The organism is Comamonas sp. HJ-2 (genome assembly GCF_053615495.1).
The window spans coordinates 22,079-40,996 of sequence record NZ_JBSIFD010000022.1 but is presented as its reverse complement, the minus strand read 5'-3'; the positions used below and the strand labels follow the sequence as shown (position 1 = coordinate 40,996).

Annotated in this window: 20 protein-coding genes and 1 pseudogene; 10 read left to right on the top strand and 11 right to left on the bottom strand. The window is 62.9% G+C overall.

Annotated elements, in window-relative coordinates; all coding sequences use genetic code 11:
* Positions 1-28 precede the first annotated feature (28 nt).
* From urtE to ACWGXF_RS17885, 9 genes are all read right to left on the bottom strand, one after another.
* Positions 29-721 carry an urea ABC transporter ATP-binding subunit UrtE gene (gene urtE / locus ACWGXF_RS17925; protein ID WP_256629018.1) on the bottom strand — a complete coding sequence of 231 codons (693 nt, stop codon included), beginning with the start codon at positions 719-721 and terminating at the stop codon, positions 29-31.
* Between the two features lie 212 nt (positions 722-933).
* A complete protein-coding gene (urtD, locus tag ACWGXF_RS17920) occupies positions 934-1,809 on the bottom strand; it encodes an urea ABC transporter ATP-binding protein UrtD (protein WP_034355169.1) in 876 nt (291 codons plus the stop codon).
* The gene (gene urtC / locus ACWGXF_RS17915; RefSeq protein WP_256629021.1) at positions 1,806-3,014 is read right to left on the bottom strand and encodes an urea ABC transporter permease subunit UrtC; all 1,209 of its coding nucleotides are present in this window, start codon (positions 3,012-3,014) and stop codon (positions 1,806-1,808) included. The genes urtD and urtC overlap by 4 nt, the downstream gene beginning before the upstream one ends.
* Positions 3,015-3,179: 165 nt before the next feature.
* Positions 3,180-4,793 carry an urea ABC transporter permease subunit UrtB gene (urtB, locus tag ACWGXF_RS17910; RefSeq protein WP_256629022.1) on the bottom strand — a complete coding sequence of 538 codons (1,614 nt, stop codon included), beginning with the start codon at positions 4,791-4,793 and terminating at the stop codon, positions 3,180-3,182.
* A 106-nt stretch (positions 4,794-4,899) separates the two neighbouring features.
* Positions 4,900-6,168, bottom strand: a complete 1,269-nt coding sequence (gene urtA / locus ACWGXF_RS17905; RefSeq protein WP_224649186.1) for an urea ABC transporter substrate-binding protein — start codon at positions 6,166-6,168, stop codon at positions 4,900-4,902.
* 256 nt (positions 6,169-6,424) lie between these two features.
* Entirely contained in the window at positions 6,425-6,655 is a 231-nt protein-coding gene (locus tag ACWGXF_RS17900; RefSeq protein WP_152965007.1) for a hypothetical protein, read from the bottom strand.
* Positions 6,655-7,386 carry a DUF4198 domain-containing protein gene (locus tag ACWGXF_RS17895; protein WP_256629026.1) on the bottom strand — a complete coding sequence of 244 codons (732 nt, stop codon included), beginning with the start codon at positions 7,384-7,386 and terminating at the stop codon, positions 6,655-6,657. The genes ACWGXF_RS17900 and ACWGXF_RS17895 overlap by 1 nt, the downstream gene beginning before the upstream one ends.
* Positions 7,387-7,400: 14 nt before the next feature.
* Positions 7,401-9,470, bottom strand: coding sequence for a TonB-dependent receptor (locus ACWGXF_RS17890; protein WP_256629028.1), 2,070 nt, complete (start codon positions 9,468-9,470; stop codon positions 7,401-7,403).
* Positions 9,463-9,693, bottom strand: coding sequence for a hypothetical protein (locus ACWGXF_RS17885; RefSeq protein WP_256629030.1), 231 nt, complete (start codon positions 9,691-9,693; stop codon positions 9,463-9,465). Before ACWGXF_RS17885 ends, ACWGXF_RS17890 begins: the two co-directional genes overlap by 8 nt.
* Positions 9,694-9,758: 65 nt before the next feature.
* Between ACWGXF_RS17885 and ACWGXF_RS17880 the strand changes: the two genes are divergently transcribed.
* The 5 genes from ACWGXF_RS17880 (at position 9,759) to ureC (ending at position 13,565) form a co-directional block, all read left to right on the top strand.
* Positions 9,759-10,061, top strand: coding sequence for an urease subunit gamma (locus ACWGXF_RS17880; protein WP_003068240.1), 303 nt, complete (start codon positions 9,759-9,761; stop codon positions 10,059-10,061).
* Between the two features lie 64 nt (positions 10,062-10,125).
* A complete protein-coding gene (locus tag ACWGXF_RS17875) occupies positions 10,126-10,743 on the top strand; it encodes a HupE/UreJ family protein (RefSeq protein ID WP_452102225.1) in 618 nt (205 codons plus the stop codon).
* Positions 10,744-10,797: 54 nt separating this feature from the next.
* On the top strand, positions 10,798-11,121 hold the full coding sequence (locus ACWGXF_RS17870) for an urease subunit beta (RefSeq protein ID WP_039050213.1): 324 nt from the start codon (positions 10,798-10,800) through the stop codon (positions 11,119-11,121).
* A 6-nt stretch (positions 11,122-11,127) separates the two neighbouring features.
* A complete protein-coding gene (locus tag ACWGXF_RS17865) occupies positions 11,128-11,799 on the top strand; it encodes a LysE family transporter (RefSeq protein ID WP_039050214.1) in 672 nt (223 codons plus the stop codon).
* Positions 11,800-11,822: 23 nt separating this feature from the next.
* Positions 11,823-13,565: an urease subunit alpha gene (ureC, locus tag ACWGXF_RS17860; protein ID WP_256629034.1), complete on the top strand. Its 1,743-nt coding sequence runs from the start codon at positions 11,823-11,825 to the stop codon at positions 13,563-13,565.
* On the opposite strand, the gene ACWGXF_RS17855 is transcribed toward ureC, so the two are convergent.
* On the bottom strand, positions 13,550-14,056 hold the full coding sequence (locus ACWGXF_RS17855) for a gamma-glutamylcyclotransferase family protein (protein WP_256629035.1): 507 nt from the start codon (positions 14,054-14,056) through the stop codon (positions 13,550-13,552). The two genes, ureC and ACWGXF_RS17855, sit on opposite strands and share 16 nt — an antisense overlap.
* A 109-nt stretch (positions 14,057-14,165) precedes the next feature.
* On the opposite strand from ACWGXF_RS17855, the pseudogene ureE reads away from it, so the two are divergent.
* The 5 genes and pseudogenes from ureE to ACWGXF_RS17830 form a co-directional block, all read left to right on the top strand.
* Positions 14,166-14,684 (top strand): annotated as a pseudogene (gene ureE, locus ACWGXF_RS17850) (urease accessory protein UreE); the annotation flags it as partial.
* Positions 14,671-15,387 (top strand): urease accessory protein UreF, encoded by a 717-nt coding sequence (locus ACWGXF_RS17845; RefSeq protein ID WP_256629037.1) that lies wholly within the window; start codon positions 14,671-14,673, stop codon positions 15,385-15,387. The pseudogene ureE and the gene ACWGXF_RS17845, both read left to right, overlap by 14 nt.
* Positions 15,388-15,400: 13 nt before the next feature.
* A complete protein-coding gene (locus ACWGXF_RS17840) occupies positions 15,401-15,733 on the top strand; it encodes an antibiotic biosynthesis monooxygenase family protein (RefSeq protein ID WP_003068222.1) in 333 nt (110 codons plus the stop codon).
* A 32-nt stretch (positions 15,734-15,765) separates the two neighbouring features.
* Positions 15,766-16,425, top strand: coding sequence for an urease accessory protein UreG (gene ureG / locus ACWGXF_RS17835; RefSeq protein ID WP_003068221.1), 660 nt, complete (start codon positions 15,766-15,768; stop codon positions 16,423-16,425).
* Between the two features lie 625 nt (positions 16,426-17,050).
* Positions 17,051-17,566 carry a GNAT family N-acetyltransferase gene (locus ACWGXF_RS17830; protein WP_012840170.1) on the top strand — a complete coding sequence of 172 codons (516 nt, stop codon included), beginning with the start codon at positions 17,051-17,053 and terminating at the stop codon, positions 17,564-17,566.
* A gap of 100 nt (positions 17,567-17,666) precedes the next feature.
* Here ACWGXF_RS17830 and ACWGXF_RS17825 read toward each other — a convergent pair whose 3' ends face one another.
* Positions 17,667-18,803 (bottom strand): 3-deoxy-7-phosphoheptulonate synthase, encoded by a 1,137-nt coding sequence (locus ACWGXF_RS17825; RefSeq protein WP_256629039.1) that lies wholly within the window; start codon positions 18,801-18,803, stop codon positions 17,667-17,669.
* Positions 18,804-18,918: the final 115 nt, after the last annotated feature.

Below are 18,918 nucleotides of genomic sequence, written 5' to 3'. Positions count from 1 at the left end.
GCGGCACCTTTTTTTCTTCGCCCGATATTCAAATCGCCACCAGCGAGCGCACATTCTTCTGCTGCATCTCGCTGCCCGGGCCCGATGCGATCACCTCGCCGCGCTCCATCACCACATAGTGGTCGGCCAACTCCTCGGCAAAGTCGTAGTACTGCTCGCACAGCAGAATGGCCATGTCTCCGCGATTGGCCAGCATGCGGATCACGCGGCTGATGTCCTTGATGATGCTGGGCTGTATGCCCTCGGTGGGCTCGTCCAGGATCAGGATCTTGGGCTGCGGCGCCAGTGCGCGCGCAATGGCCAGCTGCTGTTGCTGCCCGCCCGAGAGATCGCCGCCACGGCGGTGCAGCATCTGCTTGAGCACAGGAAACAGCTCGTACAGCTCGCCCGGAATCCGGGTGTCTGCCGAGCAATAGGACAGACCCATGCGCAGATTGTCTTCCACCGACAGCCGCGAGAAGATTTCGCGCCCCTGGGGCACATAGCCGATGCCGCTGCGCGCGCGCTCATAGGGCGTCCTGCGCGCGATATCGCGGCCCTGCCATTCAATGCCGCCGCTTCTGATGGGAACCAGCCCCATCAGGCTTTTGAGCAAGGTGGTCTTGCCCACGCCGTTGCGGCCCAGCAGCACCGTGACCTTGCCGATCTCGGCCGTGAAATTCACGTCACGCAGGATGTGCGAGCCGCCGTAGTACTGATGCAGGTTCTGAACTTTAAGCATTTTCGACCTCTAACGCTTACACAGCATGCGCAAGCATGCTATCTAATTTGACTATCTGCGGAGCGCATGGCGTTTGAAACTGGCGCTGCTCAATCAAAGAGACAGCGAGGAAGCGCCGCCGCGCACCGAAGCAGTCGTCCCCCTCCCTTAGCGCGAAGCGCGTAGAGAGAGGGGGAAGGCGCGGGGCCGCCCAGGCGAAGTGCCTCAGGGGGTTACCTCCCAAGGTACACCTCGATCACGCGCTCGTCAGCCTGGACCTCGGCCAGCGTTCCCTCGGCCAGTACCGAGCCATCGCAAAGCACCGTGACCTTCTCGCTGATGGTGTCGATAAAGCTCATGTCGTGCTCCACCACCATCAGCGAATGCTTGCCCTTGAGCGTCAGAAACAGCTCGGCCGTGCGCACCGTTTCCTCGTCGGTCATGCCGGCCACAGGCTCGTCGAGCAGCAGCAGCTTGGGCTCCTGCACCAGCAGCATGCCGATCTCCAGCCACTGCTTCTGTCCGTGACTGAGCAGCCCGGCTTGGCGCGTTACGCTGCCTGCCAGATGAATGGTGTGCAGCACCTCGGCAATGCGGTCCTTCTGCGCGCCGCTGAGCTTGAACAGCATGGAGGAGGCAATGCCCTTATGGGTCTTGAGCGCCAGCTCCAGGTTCTCGAACACGCTGAGCTGCTCGAACACCGTGGGCTTCTGGAATTTGCGGCCAATGCCCATGGCGGCGATCTCGGGCTCCTTGTAGCGCAGCAGATCGATGGTGGAGCCGAAGAACACCGTGCCGCTGTCGGGCCGGGTCTTGCCGGTGATGATGTCCATCATCGTGGTCTTGCCAGCGCCATTGGGACCGATGATGCAGCGCAGCTCGCCGGGCGCGATATCGAGACTCAGACCGTTGATGGCCTTGAAGCCGTCGAAGCTCACATGCACGTCTTCGAGATAGAGGATGCGGCCATGGGTCACATCCACTTCGCCGGCCACCACGGGGCGCGCCAGACTGGCATTGCGACCGCCGGATTCGGTACGCAGCGCGGCTTCGCGCTGCTGGTAGGAGGCCAGGCGCTGCTCGCCTTCCTGCATGAGATCGGGGGTCATGCGCGCACTCCTTCGATGGCATCGGCAGAAGCCGGTTCGGCAGCGGTTTTGGCAGCTGCGGCTGCAGTCTGGTTCAACGGCGCCTTGACCTGGGCCTTGCGCTTCTCACGCCACTGGCGAAGCTGCTGCGGCAAGCGAATCAGTCCTCCCGGCATGAACAGCGTCACGACGATGAACAACGCACCCAGCACGTACAGCCAGTATTCGGGGGCGGCCACGGTAAGCCAGCTCTTGCCGCCATTGACGGCAAACGCGCCGATGATGGGGCCGACCAGCGAGGCACGTCCGCCCACGGCCGTCCACACCGCCATTTCGATGGAATTGCCCACGCTCATCTCGCTGGGGTTGATGATGCCCACCTGGGGCACATAGAGCGCACCCGCCAGGCCGCACATCATGGCCGAGATGACCCAGATCGACAGCTTGTAGGGCAGCGGGTTGTAGCCGCAGAACATGGTGCGCGATTCGGCGTCGCGCACGGCCTGCAGCACACGGCCGTACTTGCTTCGTATCAGCCAGCGCGAGAACAGAAAGCAGCCCAGCAATGCCAGCCCCGACAGCGCGAACAGCAGCACATGCATGGCTTGCGAGTTGACGGAAAAACCCAGCAAGGTCCTGAAGCCCGTGAAGCCGTTGTTGCCGCCGAAACCGGTCTCGTTGCGGAAGAACAGCAGCATGGCGGCGTAGGTCAGGGCTTGGGTGATGATGGAGAAATACACGCCCTTGATACGCGAGCGAAAGGCAAAGTAGCCGAACAGCCCGCCGATCAGGCCCGGCACCAGAAACACCAGCAGCACGGTGGCGGCAAAGCTGCCCGACAGCGCCCAGTGCCAGGGCAGCTCCTTCCAGTCCAGAAACCCCATGAAGGCGGGCAATGCATCGGGGCCTGCGGCCTCGCGCATCAGGTACATGCCCATCACATAGCCGCCCAGTGCGAAGAACAGACCGTGCCCCAGGCTCAGGATGCCGGTATAGCCCCAGATCAGGTCAATCGCCAGCGCGCAGATGGCATAGCACATGAACTTGCCCAGCAGGCCGAGCATGTAGTCGGAAAGGTGCAGCGCACTGTCCTCGGGCACCCACAGATTGAGTGCGGGAGCCACGGCGCAGACCATGGTCAGGGCCAGCAGAAATGCCGTCCAGCCCTTGGCGGATAGCAGCGGCGCGGGCTTGGGCAGTTCGATGGATATGGATTGGGTTGTCATGTCAGTTTTCCCTCATGTCGAGCAAGGCACATGGCCTGAGCAACTGGCGCGGCCCAGGTACGAGACACCGAGCAAGGGCCGCCCCGCAGCGAGGGTGTCGTCCCCTGCCCGCAGCGCGCAGCAATGCGAGAGCGGGGGAAGGCGCGAAGCGACTCAGGGGGTGTTTCATGTTTCCGCACTGCGGCCCTTCAGGGCAAAGATGCCTTGTGGACGCTTTTGAATGAAGACCACGATGAACAGCAGCACGGCGATCTTGGCCAGCACGGCCCCGGTCCAGCCTTCCAGCAGCTTGCTGAGCACGCCCAGGCCCAGAGCCGCATAGACGGTGCCCGCCAGCTGCCCCACACCGCCCAGCACCACCACCAGGAAACTGTCCACGATGTAGTTCTGCCCCAGATCCGGGCCTACATTGCCGATCTGGCTCAGGGCGCAGCCGGCCAGCCCGGCAATGCCCGAGCCCAGCGCAAACGCATAGGTGTCGGTGCGTGCCGTGTTGACGCCCACACAGGAAGCCATGGCGCGGTTCTGCGTCACGCCGCGCACGAACAGGCCCAGCCGCGTTCTGGCGATCATGAAGGCCACACCCGCCAGCACGGCGAACGCAAAGACGATGATGGCGATGCGGTTGTAAGGCAGGGTCAGATTGGGCAGCAGCGCAATGCCGCCGCTCATCCAGACGGGGTTCTCCACGCTCACGTTCTGCGCCCCGAAAAGGCTGCGCACGGTTTGCTGCAGCACCAGGCTGATGCCAAAGGTGGCCAGCAGCGTCTCCAGCGGGCGGCCGTAGAGAAAGCGGATCACGCCACGCTCCAGCACCGCACCGACCAGCGCCGAGGCCAGAAAGGCCACGGGAATCGCCACCACCAGATACCCGCCAAACCAGGCCTCGGGCAGCCAGCGCTGGAACAGAAGCTGCACCAGATAGGTGGCATAGGCGCCGATCATGATCAGCTCGCCATGCGCCATATTGATGACGCCCATCAGGCCGTAGGTGATAGCCAGACCCAGCGCCGCAAGCAACAGCACGGAACCCAGGCTGATGCCGCTGAAGATCGCCCCCAGCCTGTCCCCCCAGGCCAGGCCTTCGGCAATGCCGGCCAGCGCGGCCTTGATGGCTTTTTGCACGCCGGGGTCGGACTCTTCGGACAGGCGCTGGTTCAGCAGCAACTGCGTCTCCGGCGTCTGCTGATGCGACAGTTGCTGAACCGCCTTCAGGCGCTGCCCAGCGTCGTCGCTGCCCAGCAGGCTGGCAGCCAGGCTGCGCTCCAGCAGGGCTCGGACCTGCCCGTCCTGTTCAGCAGCCAGCGCTTTTTCTATCAGCGGCAGGCGCTCGGCATCCGGCTCGGCGGCCAGTTGCTCGGCGGCCTTGCGGCGCGCCTGCACATCGCTGCTGCCCAGCGCCAGCGCGGCCTGTGCCGTGTCGATGACGGAGCGCAGATAGTTGTTGCTGACGACCTCCTCAGCATCGGGCGGGAGCTTGACGGCTGCGCCGGTCGCCGCATCGCTGACCGCATCGCCGCTGACCACATAGGCCCGGCCCTGGGACACGCGCACTTCATCGTCGGACAGCGCCTTGAGATAGGCCGCGAGGCGACCGCCGCCGCTCTGCGCATCGGGTGCCAGCACGGCCTGATTGATGGCCTGCACGCGCTGCTCGGAGTCGTCTGCCGCCGCCATGGCATAGGCCTGCTCGGTCGTCAGTGCGTGACTGGCAAAGCTCAGCAAGGAGCCCAGCCCGGCGGCCCATACCAGCCGCCATGACTTGCGCAGTAGTTTCATAAAATATCTCGGATATTTAGCGCTGCATCCATTACCAATAAAGCGCAAGCAGCTATCTTTTCAGGACTGGAGAACCCACCAGACCTCTCCAGTCCTAGGGAGCGAATCAGGAGCTCTTGCCGTTGGGCTCGTCCTTCTTCTTGTCGTTGCCTTCGATAAAGGGGCTCCAGGGCTGGGCCTTGACCGGGCCCTTGGTCTTCCAGACCACGCTGAACTGGCCGTCTGCCTTGATCTCGCCGACCATCACGGGCTTGTGCAGATGGTGGTTCTTCTCGTCCATCTTCAGCGTGAAGCCGCTGGGTGCGGCAAAGGTCTGGCCAGCCATGGCCGCGATCACCTTGTCGGTATCCGTGCTCTTGGCTTTCTCCACGGCCTGCTTCCACATGTGGATGCCGACCCAGGTGGCTTCCATCGGGTCGTTGGTCAGTGGCTTGTCCTTGTGGCCTGCGATGTTCTTGGCCTTGGCGTAATCGCCCCACTGCTTGATGAAGGCCGTGTTGGTCGGGTTCTTCACGCTCATGAAGTAGTTCCATGCCGCCAGGTGACCGACCAGAGGCTTGGTGTCCACGCCGCGCAGCTCTTCCTCACCCACGCTGAAGGCTACGACCGGCACGTCCTTGGCCTTGAGGCCCGCATTGCCCAGCTCCTTGTAGAAGGGCACGTTGGAGTCGCCGTTGATGGTGGAGATCACGGCGGTCTTGCCGCCCGTGGAGAACTTCTTCACATCGGCCACGATGGTCTGGTAGTCGCTGTGGCCGAAGGGAGTGTAGGTTTCCATGATGTCGGAATCCTTGACGCCCTTGGACTTGAGGAAGGCACGCAGAATCTTGTTGGTGGTGCGCGGATACACATAGTCCGTGCCCAGCAGCACAAAGCGCTTGGCACCGCCGCCTTCCTTGCTCATCAGGTACTCGACAGCGGGAATCGCCTGCTGGTTGGGTGCGGCGCCGGTGTAGAAGACGTTCTTGGAGAGTTCCTCACCCTCGTACTGCACGGGGTAGAACAGCAGGCCGTTGTTCTGCTCGAACACCGGCAGCACGGACTTGCGCGACACGCTGGTCCAGCAACCGAAGACCACGGCCACCTTGTCCTGGGTGATCAGTTGCTTGGCTTTTTCGGCAAATAGCGGCCAGTTGGAGGCGGGGTCCACCACAACGGGCTCGAGCTTTTTGCCGAGCACGCCGCCCTTGGCATTGATGTCGTCGATGGCCATCAGCACCGTGTCCTTGAGCACGGTCTCGGAGATGGCCATGGTTCCCGAGAGGCTGTGCAACACACCCACCTTGATGGTGTCTGCAGCCAGCACCTGAGAAGTCAAGCCCAGGCCCAGAGCCATGGATGCAGCCAGTGTTGTGAGGGTTCCGCGACGATTCATTTCAGCACTCCCAGGAGGTTTTGTTCGGTCACATTGACCGCAAAAACTGAAGTGCAATTACCGTGCCAGCACCACCCACCATGGCTTGCTCACTGCATACTGCGGCGCTGCTGCCGCTTTTTTGCCGAGCACAGGCCGAATGCAACTTTGTGCGATCAGCATCGACCACATACAGGCACCATTGCAGTGCTGCATGCACCAGATGCAGACCGCGCAAACCAGCCGGCACTATTGAAGTGCACGACAGCCTGTCACCTCAGACCGGCTGCAGGCATGCCGGCAAGGCCGCGCTGCGCAGCTTGCCAGTCCACGGATCGAGAGCAGTCTTGGTCTCAGCCTGCAGCAACGCGGATCGAGTTGTTTGCAGGCCTTGCCGTCCTGCACCGCATAGACATGCAGCTTGCTCATCTGCACGCCAAATCCTCGCCTCGCGGATGCCTTGCAGAATCTGCTCTCCGGTGCGAAGGCCGACGGAGCGCAGCTTCATCAATGCACGGCAAAGCGCAGCAGATATTCGTAGCTGTTCTCGGTGGTCCTGGGGTCGCCCTGCACAGGCTGACGCAGTATGGCCTGCAGCGTATTGCTGCCGACAGCAGGCGTCATGGTCGCCAGCCCCTGCGCGTCCGTCATCGTGGGAGAGCCCTTCTCACCCCAGGACAGCCTCACGCCAGACTGCGGCTTGCCATGCAGCAACACCTGCAGCCTGAGCGGCTGACCGGCATGGGGAGACTGCCCCTGAAGCGGCACCACCTCGAACATCTGCCCCAGCGGCTTTTGCATGACGGCGCCCCAGCGCACCACGGTCTTGTGGAACTTGCGCGCATGCACGCCGCGCACCGCACCGGGGTTCTGGTCCATGGGCAAAGGCAGCATGGCGCCCTCGGCACCCGTACTGCTGAAATAGCCGTTATCGAGTTCCACAGCGATCAGCGCAGCACTGGCATCGGGCTTGATGCGGATGCCACCCTGCACATTCTGTATGGCGCTGGGCACTTCACGTCCGCGCAGGTCATAGGCATGCACACGCTGCAGCTTGGCCGGATCGAAGGCTTCTGTCCTGCCTTCATGACCGCCAAACTGCAAGACATAGCCGCCCTGCGCATCAGGCTCCAGCCAGACGTTATGGGCAGAGACCGGATGGGCGCATAGCAGCCAGGCTGCGGCCGTGGTGCACAGAATGCGCGCGATGATGTTTTTACGTGTGCTGCAAACAGACATGGAAGCTCCGGAAATCATAAGGAAAATTGCAGGCCCAGCTGCACGCTGCGCGGCGCGCCGGGGGCGACCAGACGCTGGCCGGCAATCATGGTGGTGGTACTGGCATAGCGGGTGTTGGCGGCGTTGCGCAGCCACAGGCTCAGGCTGGCATTACGCGCCAGGCTTGCGGGCAATCGGTATTGCAGACCCAGGTCCAGCCAGCGATAGCTGCCGGCCCATTCGGTATTGCTGGCGTTGATGGGCGCACGCCCCACATGGCGCAGCAATCCATGCACGGTGACATCGCTGCGCGGCATCCAGCGCGCATGCAAGGTACTGGAGTACTCGGGCACGGCCACCACGCGCCGGCCCAGCAGTGCGGCATCCGCGTTCTGCGTGACTTCGGAGCGGTTGTGGCCATAAGCCCATTCCATATGCCAATCGCGGCTGGGCAGCCAGTGCAGCTGCAGCTCGGCGCCCTTGCGCACGGTCGCGCCCAGGTTTTCATACTCACCAGGTGCCGTGCTGCGTATTTCATGGCTGGAGCTGATGCGGTAGAGCGAGGCATCGATCAGCCAATGGTCTGATGGTTTCCACTCCACGCCCAGCTCGCTCTGGCGAAAGACATTGGCGTGCAGATCGCTGTTGCGCAGCGCGTATTTGGCAAAGTCGCTGGGCAGCGCAAAGCCTTGCGACCAACTGGCACGCACGGCTGTGCGGGCATTGAGCTGCGCCAGTGCTCCCAGCTTGGGGCTGGCATGGCTGCGGCCCTGCATGCGATTGCATTCATCGCCACCGGCCTCCGCTCCCAGCAGACGGCAGCGGCCGTCAAAACGGTCCCAGCGCAAGGCCGCCGTGGTCTGCAACCAGGCCGTTGACTGCCAGCCAGCCTGGCCGTAGATCGCCGTGTTGTCGAGCCGCGTATTGCGATCATTCAGTGCAGGGCCGGTACGCCGGCGATCCAGCAATCCATCCCAGTAGCCATAGTCGGTTGACTCGCGCACCTGCTCCAGGCCCAGCATCCAGTTCAACTCGCGCGCCGCCAGAAGCGACTTGCCGCTGAGATTCAGGCCCACTCCCAGCACGCTGCGGTCATAGCGCTCCTCGCGCTGCATCCAGGTGGTGCTGCGCGGGCGGGTGAACCAGCGCACAAAATCCTGCTGCGTGCCGTAGACAAAGCCCAGCAGACGGGTATCGGCATCCAGTGCGTACTGCGCATCCAGGCGCAGCGTGCCAAAGTGCTTGTTGGCACCATCACCCACCACGCGGCTGTCCTTGCCCTGTGGGTCCTGCCGCCATTGCGTTTCAGTCAGATAGCCGGGCGAGTCGCCACGCGCCTCATGCCAGCGACCGGACAGCGAGATATCGAGCTTTTCATGCACATGATGCTTCCAGGTACCGCTGATGGTGCTTCGCTCATAGCCCGCGCTGGGCCGCGCGCCATCACCGCGTGCATGCTGAGTCGCCAGGTTGAGCTGATCCCCGCCTTCCAGCTCGCGCCCGATAGCGGCCTGTGCATCGAACATGCCATGCGAGCCGGCGCTGACATCGAACTCCGCATAGCTGCCGTTGCGCCGCGTGCGCAGCTCTAGCAACCCTGCGCGGTTGTAATTGCCCTGCAGCACCGACACGGGACCGCGATAGACATTGACCTTGTCCAGCTCCAGCGGCACCACCACATTGAGATCGAAATAGCCATCCGCATGCGACATGGCTTCGTTGAGCGGGATTCCATCCAGTGTGGCCGCCACATCGCCGCCGTGGCCGCCGCCGCCAAAGCCGCGCAGCACCAGCCCGTTGGCCACACCGCTGAGCTGGTAGTGATTGACATGCATGCCAGGTACCTGGCTCCACAACGATTCCACCTCCTGTCTGGGCTGCTCGCGAATTTCGTCGCGCCTGAACTCGGTGACGGAAAACGCGCGTTGCGCCTCATCCAGTGCCTGTCCCTTGACCATGGCACTCACCCTCACCTCGGGCAATACCTTGTCGCCTTCCTCGGCTGTTTGCGCTTGTACGGCTGAAGCCGTCCACAGCGTACCGCCCAAGACCAGCACTCCGAGTCTTGCCGTGGTACCCAGGCCCTGAGCGAATCCCCTATTCAATGGTCTTTTGTACATGCACCAGAACAGCAAAGTTCGTGCCATGCAATGCACCGCCACGGATCGACAATGCACCATAAAGCACCATCGCTGCCTCACCGATACGCCGTGGTGCACAACTGCGTGCCGACAGCACCAACAAGGTGCAAAACACCTGCGGCGGCTTGCCTGCAGGCTGGCAATAAAGACTGGCCTTTGGCATGGCACTTGCTACATAAAAGGGCATGAAACTGACTCCTCGCGTTCATTCAGCCCTGCCGGATGCGCGTGCCGACTGAGGGATTGAAGAAGATGGAACTGACACCACGCGAAAAAGACAAGCTGTTGATCTTCACTGCGGCCCTGCTGGCCGAGCGGCGCATGGCTCGTGGCCTCAAGCTCAACTACCCCGAGGCCGTGGCGCTGATCAGTGCCTTTGTGATGGAAGGTGCACGCGATGGCAGGACCGTGGCCCAGCTCATGAGCGAAGGCCGCAGCGTGCTGACCCGCGCCGATGTGATGGAGGGCATCCCCGAAATGATTCCCGACATCCAGATCGAAGCCACCTTCCCCGATGGCACCAAGCTGGTCACCGTGCATGAGCCCATCGCCTGAAGCAGCCTCCAGAGGCTTCAAGCCTTTCAGCCATCAAACCCTTATCCATCAAGCGCAGATAGCTATGAAATTCAATAAGCTCCTTGCCACCACAGCCGCCGCGGCGACTGCACTGCCCCTGTCCGCCCTCGCACATATGGGCACCGATGCAGGCGGCCATCACCACTTTCTCGACAGCCTGGGTCATGCCTTTGCCCACCCGTTTACCGGTGCTGACCATCTGGCCGCCATGCTGGCCGTGGGTGCCTGGAGTGCGCTGACCATGCCCAGCCTGCGCACGGCCTGGCGTGCACCTGCGGCCTTTGTGGCCCTTCTGGTGGCGGGGGCCGTGGCCGGCTTTGCCGGCCTGTGGGTGCCGGGCGTGGAGCCCATGATTGCCGCATCGGTGCTGGTGCTGGGCCTGCTGGTTCTGGTTCAGCAAAAAATGCCCTGGGCCGCCGCCGCCGCCCTGACTGCGGTGTTTGCCTTCTTCCACGGCGCTGCGCACGGCTTTGAGCTGGCTGGAGACAGCGGTCTGGCAGCCGTCGGCGCACTGCTGGGCATTGCTCTGGGCTCGGCCACACTGCATATCGCCGGCATGGTGCTCGGTCATGCCGTCATGCAGCGCCACCAATGGGCGGCCAGGTTCGGCGGTGCAACCACTGCCGCACTCGGCGCTTTCATGCTGACGAAACTGGTCTGATATGAAACACCCTGGCACAACGCAGCACAAGGCCTTTGCGCAAGGAAACGAAAGATGATTCCCGGTGAATTGATTCTTGACGAGGGCAGCCATGCACTCAACCCCGGCCGCAGCACGCTCACGCTGGTGGTGAAAAATGCCAGCGACCGGCCGATTCAGGTCGGCTCGCACTACCACTTCGCCGAAACCAATGCGGGCCTGGATTTCGACCGCGCGGCCGCCCACGGCATGCGCCTGAATATTGCCAGCGGCATGGCCGTGCGCTTCGAGCCGGGCCAGCAACGCACGGTGGAGCTGGTCGAGATCGGCGGCGACCGCCAGATCTATGGTTTTCGCGGTCTGGTCCAGGGTGCATTGCCCGCAATTGCCAGGGACTGACCTGCCATGCTGATGCTGTTTGCTTCTGCTTTTGTGCTGGGCCTGGTGTTCAACGCAGCGCCCGGAGCAGTGTTTGCAGAGACCGTGCGCCAAGGTGTGCGCGGCGGCTATCGTCCGGCGCTGGCCGTGCAGCTGGGCTCCCTGGTGGGCGATGCGAGCTGGGCCTTGCTGGGCCTGGCCGGCATTGGTCTGGTCATGCAGATCAACGCCTTGCGCTGGCCGATTGGCCTGGCGGGCGCTGCCTACCTGCTCTGGCTGTCCTGGGACAGCTGGCAGGCCGCGCGTACCGAACACCGGCTCGATGCTTCAAACACCGCCGCCGCCACGCAGAAGCAGGCCCTGCGCCGCGGCATGGCCCTGTCGCTGACCAACCCGCAAAACCTGGCTTACTGGGCCGCCATGGGCAGCGCCCTCGGGGCGGTGGGCGTGGCACAGCCCGGCGCCAGCGATTACGGGGTCTTCTTCGCGGGATTCATGACTTCGTCCCTGCTCTGGTGCTTTGTCTGCGCAGCCTTGGTGGACCGGCTTTTCCGCCGCGCTGCCGCGCACTGGAGCCGTTTTACCTACCGCTGCTGCGCTGCCCTGCTGCTGGCCCTGGCACTGGGCACATTGCGCGACCTGCTCAGCACAAGCCCCGCCGCCCAGCCACCGGCGGCCCAGCAGCAGTCCCTGCGCTGAACACCTGAATCGGAGATTTCTCAATGGCCACCATGGACCGACGAGCCTACGCAGAAACCTTTGGCCCCACCGTGGGCGACCGCCTGCGCCTGGCCGATACCGAACTCATCGTCGAGGTCGAAAAAGACTACACCCTGGCCGCTGGCGGCTATGGTGAGGAAGTGAAGTTCGGCGGCGGAAAAACCATCCGCGACGGCATGGCGCAAAGCCAGCGCACACGCGACGGGACGGGAACCGGCCCTGACGGAGGTGGCGCGGTCGATACCGTGCTGACCAACGCACTGATCCTGGACCACTGGGGCATCGTCAAGGCCGACATCGGCCTCAAGGACGGCCGCATCGTGGCCATAGGCAAGGCCGGCAACCCCGACACCCAGCCGGGCGTGAGCATCATCATCGGCCCGGGCACGGAGATCATCTCCTGCGAAGGCAATATCGTCACCGCAGGCGGCATCGACACCCATATCCATTTCATTGCCCCGCAGCAGATCGAAGAAGCACTGACCAGCGGCGTGACCACCATGATCGGCGGAGGCACCGGCCCGGCCACCGGCACCTTCGCCACCACCTGCACGCCAGGCCCCTGGCATATGGAACGCATGCTGCAGGCCGCCGACGCCTTCCCCATGAATCTGGGCTTTCTGGGCAAGGGCAATGCCAGCCTGCCCGGCGGCTTGCACGAGCAGATCAGTGCCGGTGCCATCGGCCTCAAGCTGCACGAGGACTGGGGCAGCACGCCGGCAGCGATCAGCAACTGCCTCGATGTGGCCGAGGACACCGACACCCAGGTCGCCATCCACACCGACACGCTCAACGAGTCCGGCTTTGTGGAGGACACCGTGGCCGCCTTCAAGGGCCGCACCATTCACACCTTCCACACCGAAGGCGCGGGTGGCGGCCATGCGCCCGACATCCTCAAGGTGGTGGGCGAGGCCAATGTGCTGCCCAGCTCCACCAACCCCACGCGCCCCTACACCATCAACACGCTGGACGAGCATGTGGACATGCTCATGGTCTGCCACCACCTGGACGCCGGCATTGCCGAAGACCTGGCCTTTGCCGAAAGCCGCATCCGCAAGGAAACGATTGCTGCCGAGGACATCCTGCACGACATCGGCGCGATCAGCATGTTCAGCTCCGACAGCCAGGCCATGGGCCGCGTGGGCGAGGTCATACTGCGCACCTGGCAGACGGCACACAAGATGAAGCTGCAGCGCGGCGCCCTGAGCGGCGACGGCGCGCGCAACGACAACTTCCGCATCAAGCGCTACATCGCCAAATACACCATCAATCCCGCGATTGCCCATGGCATCAGCCACGAGGTGGGCAGCATCGAGGTGGGCAAGTGGGCCGATATCGTGATCTGGAAGCCGGCCTTCTTTGGCGTCAAGCCGTTTTGCATACTCAAGGGCGGCAGCATCGCCATGGCGGCCATGGGCGATCCGAACGCCTCCATTCCCACGCCTCAGCCCGTGCATTACCGCCCCATGTTCGCGAGCTTTGGCGGAGCGCTTGCCAGGACCTCGCTGACCTTTGTCTCCCAGGCAGGGCTTGCCGCCGGCATTGGCCAGCGCTTCGGCCTGCAAAAGACCTTGTCGGCGGTGAAGGGCATACGCAATGTGAAGAAGCAGCACATGATCCACAACGATCTGGCGCCGCATATGGAGGTGGATGCCCAGACCTATGCCGTGCGCGCCAATGGCGATCTGCTGACCTGCGAGCCCGCGGTCAGCCTGCCCATGGCACAGCGCTATTTTCTGTTCTGAGCGGTGTTGAGCTGAAACTCCGAATCCGGATGCTGCATGCCCTTGCCCTCAAACCAGGCCAGCCAGTCACTGACGGCAAGCTCCGGCGCAGCGCTCACGGTGGCGGGCAAGGCTTCGTAGACCAGCACAGTGATGGACTGCTGACCGCCCTGGGTCAGCATCACGGGCAGGGTCAGAATGCGCTTGGCGTATTCGCCCAGGTCTTCGGGCCACAGGCCTTCGATGCGGTCCATGGCCCGCTCCAGCGCTGCGTCCATGGGGTAGACCTCGGCCAGCACGGTCTGCGAGCCTTGCAGCCTCAGGCCCGGGTACCAGCCGAGGTCATGCAAAGTGCCGGTCAGCTGGGTCCTGCCGACACAGGCAACGCCTGGCTGGAGCCTTGCAATATCGTTGATGCCACCGGCACGCAAAGTGCCATACACCGCCACATAGGCTGCGCCACAGCCCTGCCAGTCGGCAGGCGCATCATGCAAAGAGGTCGGAGCTGCCATTTCTGTCGAAGTTTCCAAAAGAGTTGTCCATCAAAATCACTGATATGCGCTGGGCATGCAACATGCGCGCCAATCTGGTTCGGGCCTTTTATTTCATTGTGAATTCACCATGCTCACTGCCAACAAACTGCTGCTCCAGGGCCAGGGCCTTTCCACCGTCATCCTCAAACGCGCCGCGTCCGTGGAACTGGATTGGGACGTGCGTCAGAAGAGCCGCTTTGCTGCCACCGACAGCCAGGGTCGCGAGCTGGCCGTCTTCTTGCCACGCGGCCAGGCCGTGCGCGGCGGCGATGTGCTGGTGGCCGAAGACGGCAGCCTGATCCGCGTGCTGGCCGCACCGCAAAAAGTGCTGCACATCACGGCCTGCGCCGAGCATGGCACGCCGTTTGACCTGATGCGCGCGGCCTACCATCTGGGCAACCGCCATGTGCCGATCGAGCTGCAGCCCGACCATCTGAAGATCGAACCCGACCATGTGCTGGCCGATATGCTGCGCAGCATGCATATGACGGTGGTCGAAGCCGATCTGCCTTTCGAGCCCGAAGGAGGCGCCTATGGCGGCCATGTGACCAATGATGGCCACAGCCACCATCATCACGGCCATGGACACTCGCATGACCACGCCCACTGAGCCACTGCTGGCTCTTGGCGCGCAGAGCTTTCTGCAACTGATGTGGCTGGCCTCGCCGGCCCTGCCCATCGGCGGTTTTTCCTACTCGGAAGGGCTTGAAGCGGCCATCAATGCGGCGCTGGTCACAACCGAATCAGAGGCCGCCGGCTGGCTGCTGCAGCAGCTGCATCTGACCCAGTCTCGCGGGGACATGGCCGTGATTGCGCAGGCCATGCCGGCCTGGAAAAGCGAGGATCTGGCGCGCATTGCCCGTCTCAACCAGTGGGTAAGAGTCACGCGCGAAACCAGCGAGCTTCGCCTGCAGACCGAGCAGATGGGCCGCTCGCTGACCGAGTGGCTGAAAAACCGCTACGCCGACGAAGCAGCCGCGCTGGCCGACGTCCACTGGCTGGCCACGCAGGATGCCAGCTACCCCATCGCCTTCTCGCTGGCAGCCCAATGCACCGGCGCCACACCGCGTGATGCACTGCTGGCCTATGCCTTTGGCTGGGCCGAGAACATGGTTCAGGCCGCCATCAAGGCCATGCCCCTGGGCCAGAACGCCGGCCAGCGCATCCTGGCGCGTCTGACTTCCGAGATTCCCGCCGCCGTCGAATACGCGCTGGCATTGCCGGACAACGCAAGACAGGCTTTCTCGCCCATGCTGGCCATTCTCTCGGCCCAGCATGAACACCAGTATTCTCGACTTTTCCGTAGCTGAACCTCCATCCGCCATGTCTGCACTGTTTGCCGCCACACCCCAACCACCGTACTACGCCGCCATCTTCACCTCCCTGCGCACCCAGACGGACCAGGGCTATGGCGAGATGGCCGACCGCATGGTGGAGCTGGCCGGCCAGCAGGCAGGCTATCTGGGCGCTGAAAGCACCCGCGATGCCGAAGGCTTCGGCATCACCGTGTCTTACTGGGAAAGCGAGGAAGCCATCCGTCAATGGAAGCACAACGCCGAACACCAGATCGCCCAGGAAAAAGGTCACACCACCTGGTACCAGCATTTCGAGCTGCGCATTGCCAAGGTGGAGCGTGCCTACGGCAAGGCCCGCTGATCGCAACCCTCTCATTCACTAAAGAACTCACCATGTCGACCGCACTGCACCATATCCCCAACCGCACCAAGAAGCTGCCGCCGCTGCGCGTGGGCATAGGCGGGCCCGTGGGCTCGGGCAAGACCACGATTCTGGAGATGCTTTGCAAGGCCATGCGCGGCAAATGGGACCTGGTTGCCATCACCAACGACATCTACACCAAGGAGGATCAGCGCCTGCTGACCATCAGCGGTGCCCTGCCCGCCGAGCGCATCATGGGGGTGGAGACCGGCGGCTGCCCGCACACGGCGATTCGCGAGGATGCCTCCATCAACCTGGAAGCCATCGACCGCATGCTCAAGGACTTCCCCGATGCCGACATCGTCTTCATCGAATCGGGCGGCGACAACCTGGCTGCCACCTTCAGCCCCGAGCTGTCCGATCTGACCATCTACGTGATCGACGTGGCAGCAGGCGAGAAGATTCCGCGCAAGGGCGGCCCCGGCATCACCAAGAGCGATCTCTTCGTCATCAACAAGACCGACCTGGCCCCCCATGTGGGCGCCAATCTGGACATCATGCGCAGCGACACCATCAAGCAGCGCACCACGCCCAAGGGGCTCAAGCCTTTTGTGATGACCAACCTCAAGACACTGGAAGGTCTGGACGAGGTGGTCGCCTTCATAGAGAAACAGGGCCTGTTGGCGGCCTGATCATCTCTTTCGGGACGAAAAAAAGCCGCCTTGAGCGGCGGCTGTTTCTCGAACCAGTGCGTGATTACTGGTTGGCCAGATCCAGATGGAACTCGCGAGCTTCCTGGATGAATTCGATCAGGGAGTTGATAGCTTGGCGCATGATGAGCTTTCTATGAAATCAAGAGATGCACTTCAAGCGATGGACAGCACGCATCTCATGTGCTGTCATTCGCGGGTTAAACCTTAAGGGTTAACCCTTTCGGCTAAGTATAAACCACTATCTCCGCTTTTGCAAAGCCCGTCCTGCGCAAAGGGCGTCAGCCTCGTCAATGCACTGCCTTGAAGTACCTGCTCACGCAGTTGCAAGGCCTGTGCAGATCAATATTTGCGAGATTCCTGCATCAAAATTGCCGCAGAACGCTGTACTTTTCACCAGTACGTCACCGAATTTGCCCTCCGACTGCTACGCTATGGCCTGTTGACAATATTTGTGGCGGGCTCACAACTCCCGCAGGTGGAAAGTGGAAATGGCGCGAGATTGTGGTTTGCAGCAGATGGACGGGCTTTCGTCCCATCGAGTGAATGCCGACATCCAGCCCGGCCGATATGCAGCGCCCGCCTTCCGCCGCAAGGGAGTGCGCGCATGAGCTCCACGCTGGCCGGCCCGGGCACGACCGACTCCTGGCATATCACCACCATGAACCCCGCAGAAGCCCCCTGGCATCTGCTGCTGCTGGCCGACCCCTCGCGCGAGCGCGTCAAGCGCTATCTGCCCGGCTCCACCTGTTTTGGAGCGCGCCAGACGACCCAGTTCACGCCCAGCGGCCTCGGCGCCCTGATCGGCGTATGCGTGCTGGTCCCCGAGGGCGACGGCCTTCAACGATGGGAGCTGATGAATATGGCCGTATCCACGGCCTGGCAGAGCAAGGGCATAGGTTCGGCCCTGCTGCAGCGCGCCATCCGTGAGATGCGCGAACGCGGCGTACAACAGCTGGAAGTGGGAACTGGCAGCTTTGGCGACCAGCTGCTGTTCTATCAACGCCTGGGTTTTCGCGTCACCGACATCGAGCGCGACTTCTTTTTGCAGAACTACACCACGCCGCTGTGGGAGCGCGGCGTGCAGCACAAGGACATGCTCAAGCTGACGCTGGAGCTTTGAAGATACGGGCATTCCGCCCGATGTCCAAAAGGACTCTCCCCTTGAAAAGAACAGGAGGCGCCACGGCGCCTCTTGTTCATCCAGCTTCGTGTGCCTGGCCTCAGGCCGCCTTGAGGCGCCGTGCGCGCACGGCGGCTGCCAGTTGTTCCAGCACCGGCACCGTCTGCTCCATGCTGATGCAGGCATCGGTCAGCGAGACGCCGTAGGCCAGCGCCTCACCCTCCACGATGTCCTGACGGCCTTCGTGAATATGGCTTTCGATCATCACGCCGGTGATGCGTGTGTCGCCCCCGGCAATCTGCTCGGCCACATCCGCTGATACATCGATCTGGCGACGGTGCTGCTTGCTGCTGTTGGCATGCGAGAAGTCGATCATCACCTGCGGATGCAGGCCCGCTTTTTCCAGCACTTCGCACGCTGCCTGAACATGGGCCGCGTCGTAGTTGGGAGCCTTGCCGCCGCGCAGGATGATGTGGCAATCCTGATTGCCGCGTGTCTCGAAGATCGCACTCTGGCCCATCTTGGTCATGCCCATGAACGCATGCGAGGACTGGGCGGCCAAAATGGCATCGCTGGCCACCTTCACGCCACCGTCGGTGCCGTTCTTGAAACCCACGGGGCAGCTCAGACCGCTGGCCAGCTGGCGATGGCTCTGGCTCTCCGTGGTGCGCGCGCCAATCGCGCCCCAGCTGACCAGGTCGCTGATGAACTGCGGCGACAGCAGATCCAGGAATTCCGTGCCCGCAGGCAGGCCCAGCGCCAGCACATCGAGCAGCAGGCGGCGCGCCAGCTCCAGCCCTTCATTGACGGCAAAGCTGCCGTCGCGGTACGGATCGTTGATATAGCCCTTCCAGCCCACGGTGGTGCGCGGCTTCTCGAAGTAGACCCGCATCACGATCAGCAGATCGTCCTTGAGCGCATCGGCCTGGACCTTGAGCTGGCGCGCGTAATCCATGGCCTGATCGTGATCGTGAATGGAGCAGGGTCCGACCACCACCACCAGCCGGTCATCCTGGCCATGCAGCACGCGCGAGATGGCGGCACGGCTAGATTCGACCAGTTGCTGCGCCTCTTCGGTCACGGGTAGCCACTCTTCCAGCAGTGCTGGAGTCAGCAGCGGGCGCACGATCTTGATGCGTGTGTCGTCAATGCGGGTCTTGTCCAGCGTGGTCAGTTTGGGCTGGGCCTTGCGGGCCGAAGCTGCGCTGGGATGCAGGGGCGTCGTGGAGGATGTCATCCCGTTATTGTCGCGCCATGCGCTTCACCCCACGCGTTCGTCCCCCGCATCCATTCACACCAGGAGATCGAGAGCGAGTTCCGCATGGAACTGCAGCACTGTCCGGGACGAAGCC

Bases quoted from the DNA above. Each gene is read 5' to 3' on its own strand.
- urtE (WP_256629018.1), bottom strand. From the start codon at position 721: ATGCTTAAAGTTCAGAACCTGCATCAGTACTACGGCGGCTCGCACATC.
- urtD (WP_034355169.1), bottom strand. From the start codon at position 1,809: ATGACCCCCGATCTCATGCAGGAAGGCGAGCAGCGCCTGGCCTCCTAC.
- urtC (WP_256629021.1), bottom strand. From the start codon at position 3,014: ATGACAACCCAATCCATATCCATCGAACTGCCCAAGCCCGCGCCGCTG.
- urtB (WP_256629022.1), bottom strand. From the start codon at position 4,793: ATGAAACTACTGCGCAAGTCATGGCGGCTGGTATGGGCCGCCGGGCTG.
- urtA (WP_224649186.1), bottom strand. From the start codon at position 6,168: ATGAATCGTCGCGGAACCCTCACAACACTGGCTGCATCCATGGCTCTG.
- ACWGXF_RS17900 (WP_152965007.1), bottom strand. From the start codon at position 6,655: ATGAAGCTGCGCTCCGTCGGCCTTCGCACCGGAGAGCAGATTCTGCAA.
- ACWGXF_RS17895 (WP_256629026.1), bottom strand. From the start codon at position 7,386: ATGTCTGTTTGCAGCACACGTAAAAACATCATCGCGCGCATTCTGTGC.
- ACWGXF_RS17885 (WP_256629030.1), bottom strand. From the start codon at position 9,693: ATGCCCTTTTATGTAGCAAGTGCCATGCCAAAGGCCAGTCTTTATTGC.
- ACWGXF_RS17880 (WP_003068240.1), top strand. From the start codon at position 9,759: ATGGAACTGACACCACGCGAAAAAGACAAGCTGTTGATCTTCACTGCG.
- ACWGXF_RS17875 (WP_452102225.1), top strand. From the start codon at position 10,126: ATGAAATTCAATAAGCTCCTTGCCACCACAGCCGCCGCGGCGACTGCA.
- ACWGXF_RS17870 (WP_039050213.1), top strand. From the start codon at position 10,798: ATGATTCCCGGTGAATTGATTCTTGACGAGGGCAGCCATGCACTCAAC.
- ACWGXF_RS17865 (WP_039050214.1), top strand. From the start codon at position 11,128: ATGCTGATGCTGTTTGCTTCTGCTTTTGTGCTGGGCCTGGTGTTCAAC.
- ureC (WP_256629034.1), top strand. From the start codon at position 11,823: ATGGCCACCATGGACCGACGAGCCTACGCAGAAACCTTTGGCCCCACC.
- ACWGXF_RS17855 (WP_256629035.1), bottom strand. From the start codon at position 14,056: ATGGCAGCTCCGACCTCTTTGCATGATGCGCCTGCCGACTGGCAGGGC.
- ACWGXF_RS17845 (WP_256629037.1), top strand. From the start codon at position 14,671: ATGACCACGCCCACTGAGCCACTGCTGGCTCTTGGCGCGCAGAGCTTT.
- ACWGXF_RS17840 (WP_003068222.1), top strand. From the start codon at position 15,401: ATGTCTGCACTGTTTGCCGCCACACCCCAACCACCGTACTACGCCGCC.
- ureG (WP_003068221.1), top strand. From the start codon at position 15,766: ATGTCGACCGCACTGCACCATATCCCCAACCGCACCAAGAAGCTGCCG.
- ACWGXF_RS17830 (WP_012840170.1), top strand. From the start codon at position 17,051: ATGAGCTCCACGCTGGCCGGCCCGGGCACGACCGACTCCTGGCATATC.
- ACWGXF_RS17825 (WP_256629039.1), bottom strand. From the start codon at position 18,803: ATGACATCCTCCACGACGCCCCTGCATCCCAGCGCAGCTTCGGCCCGC.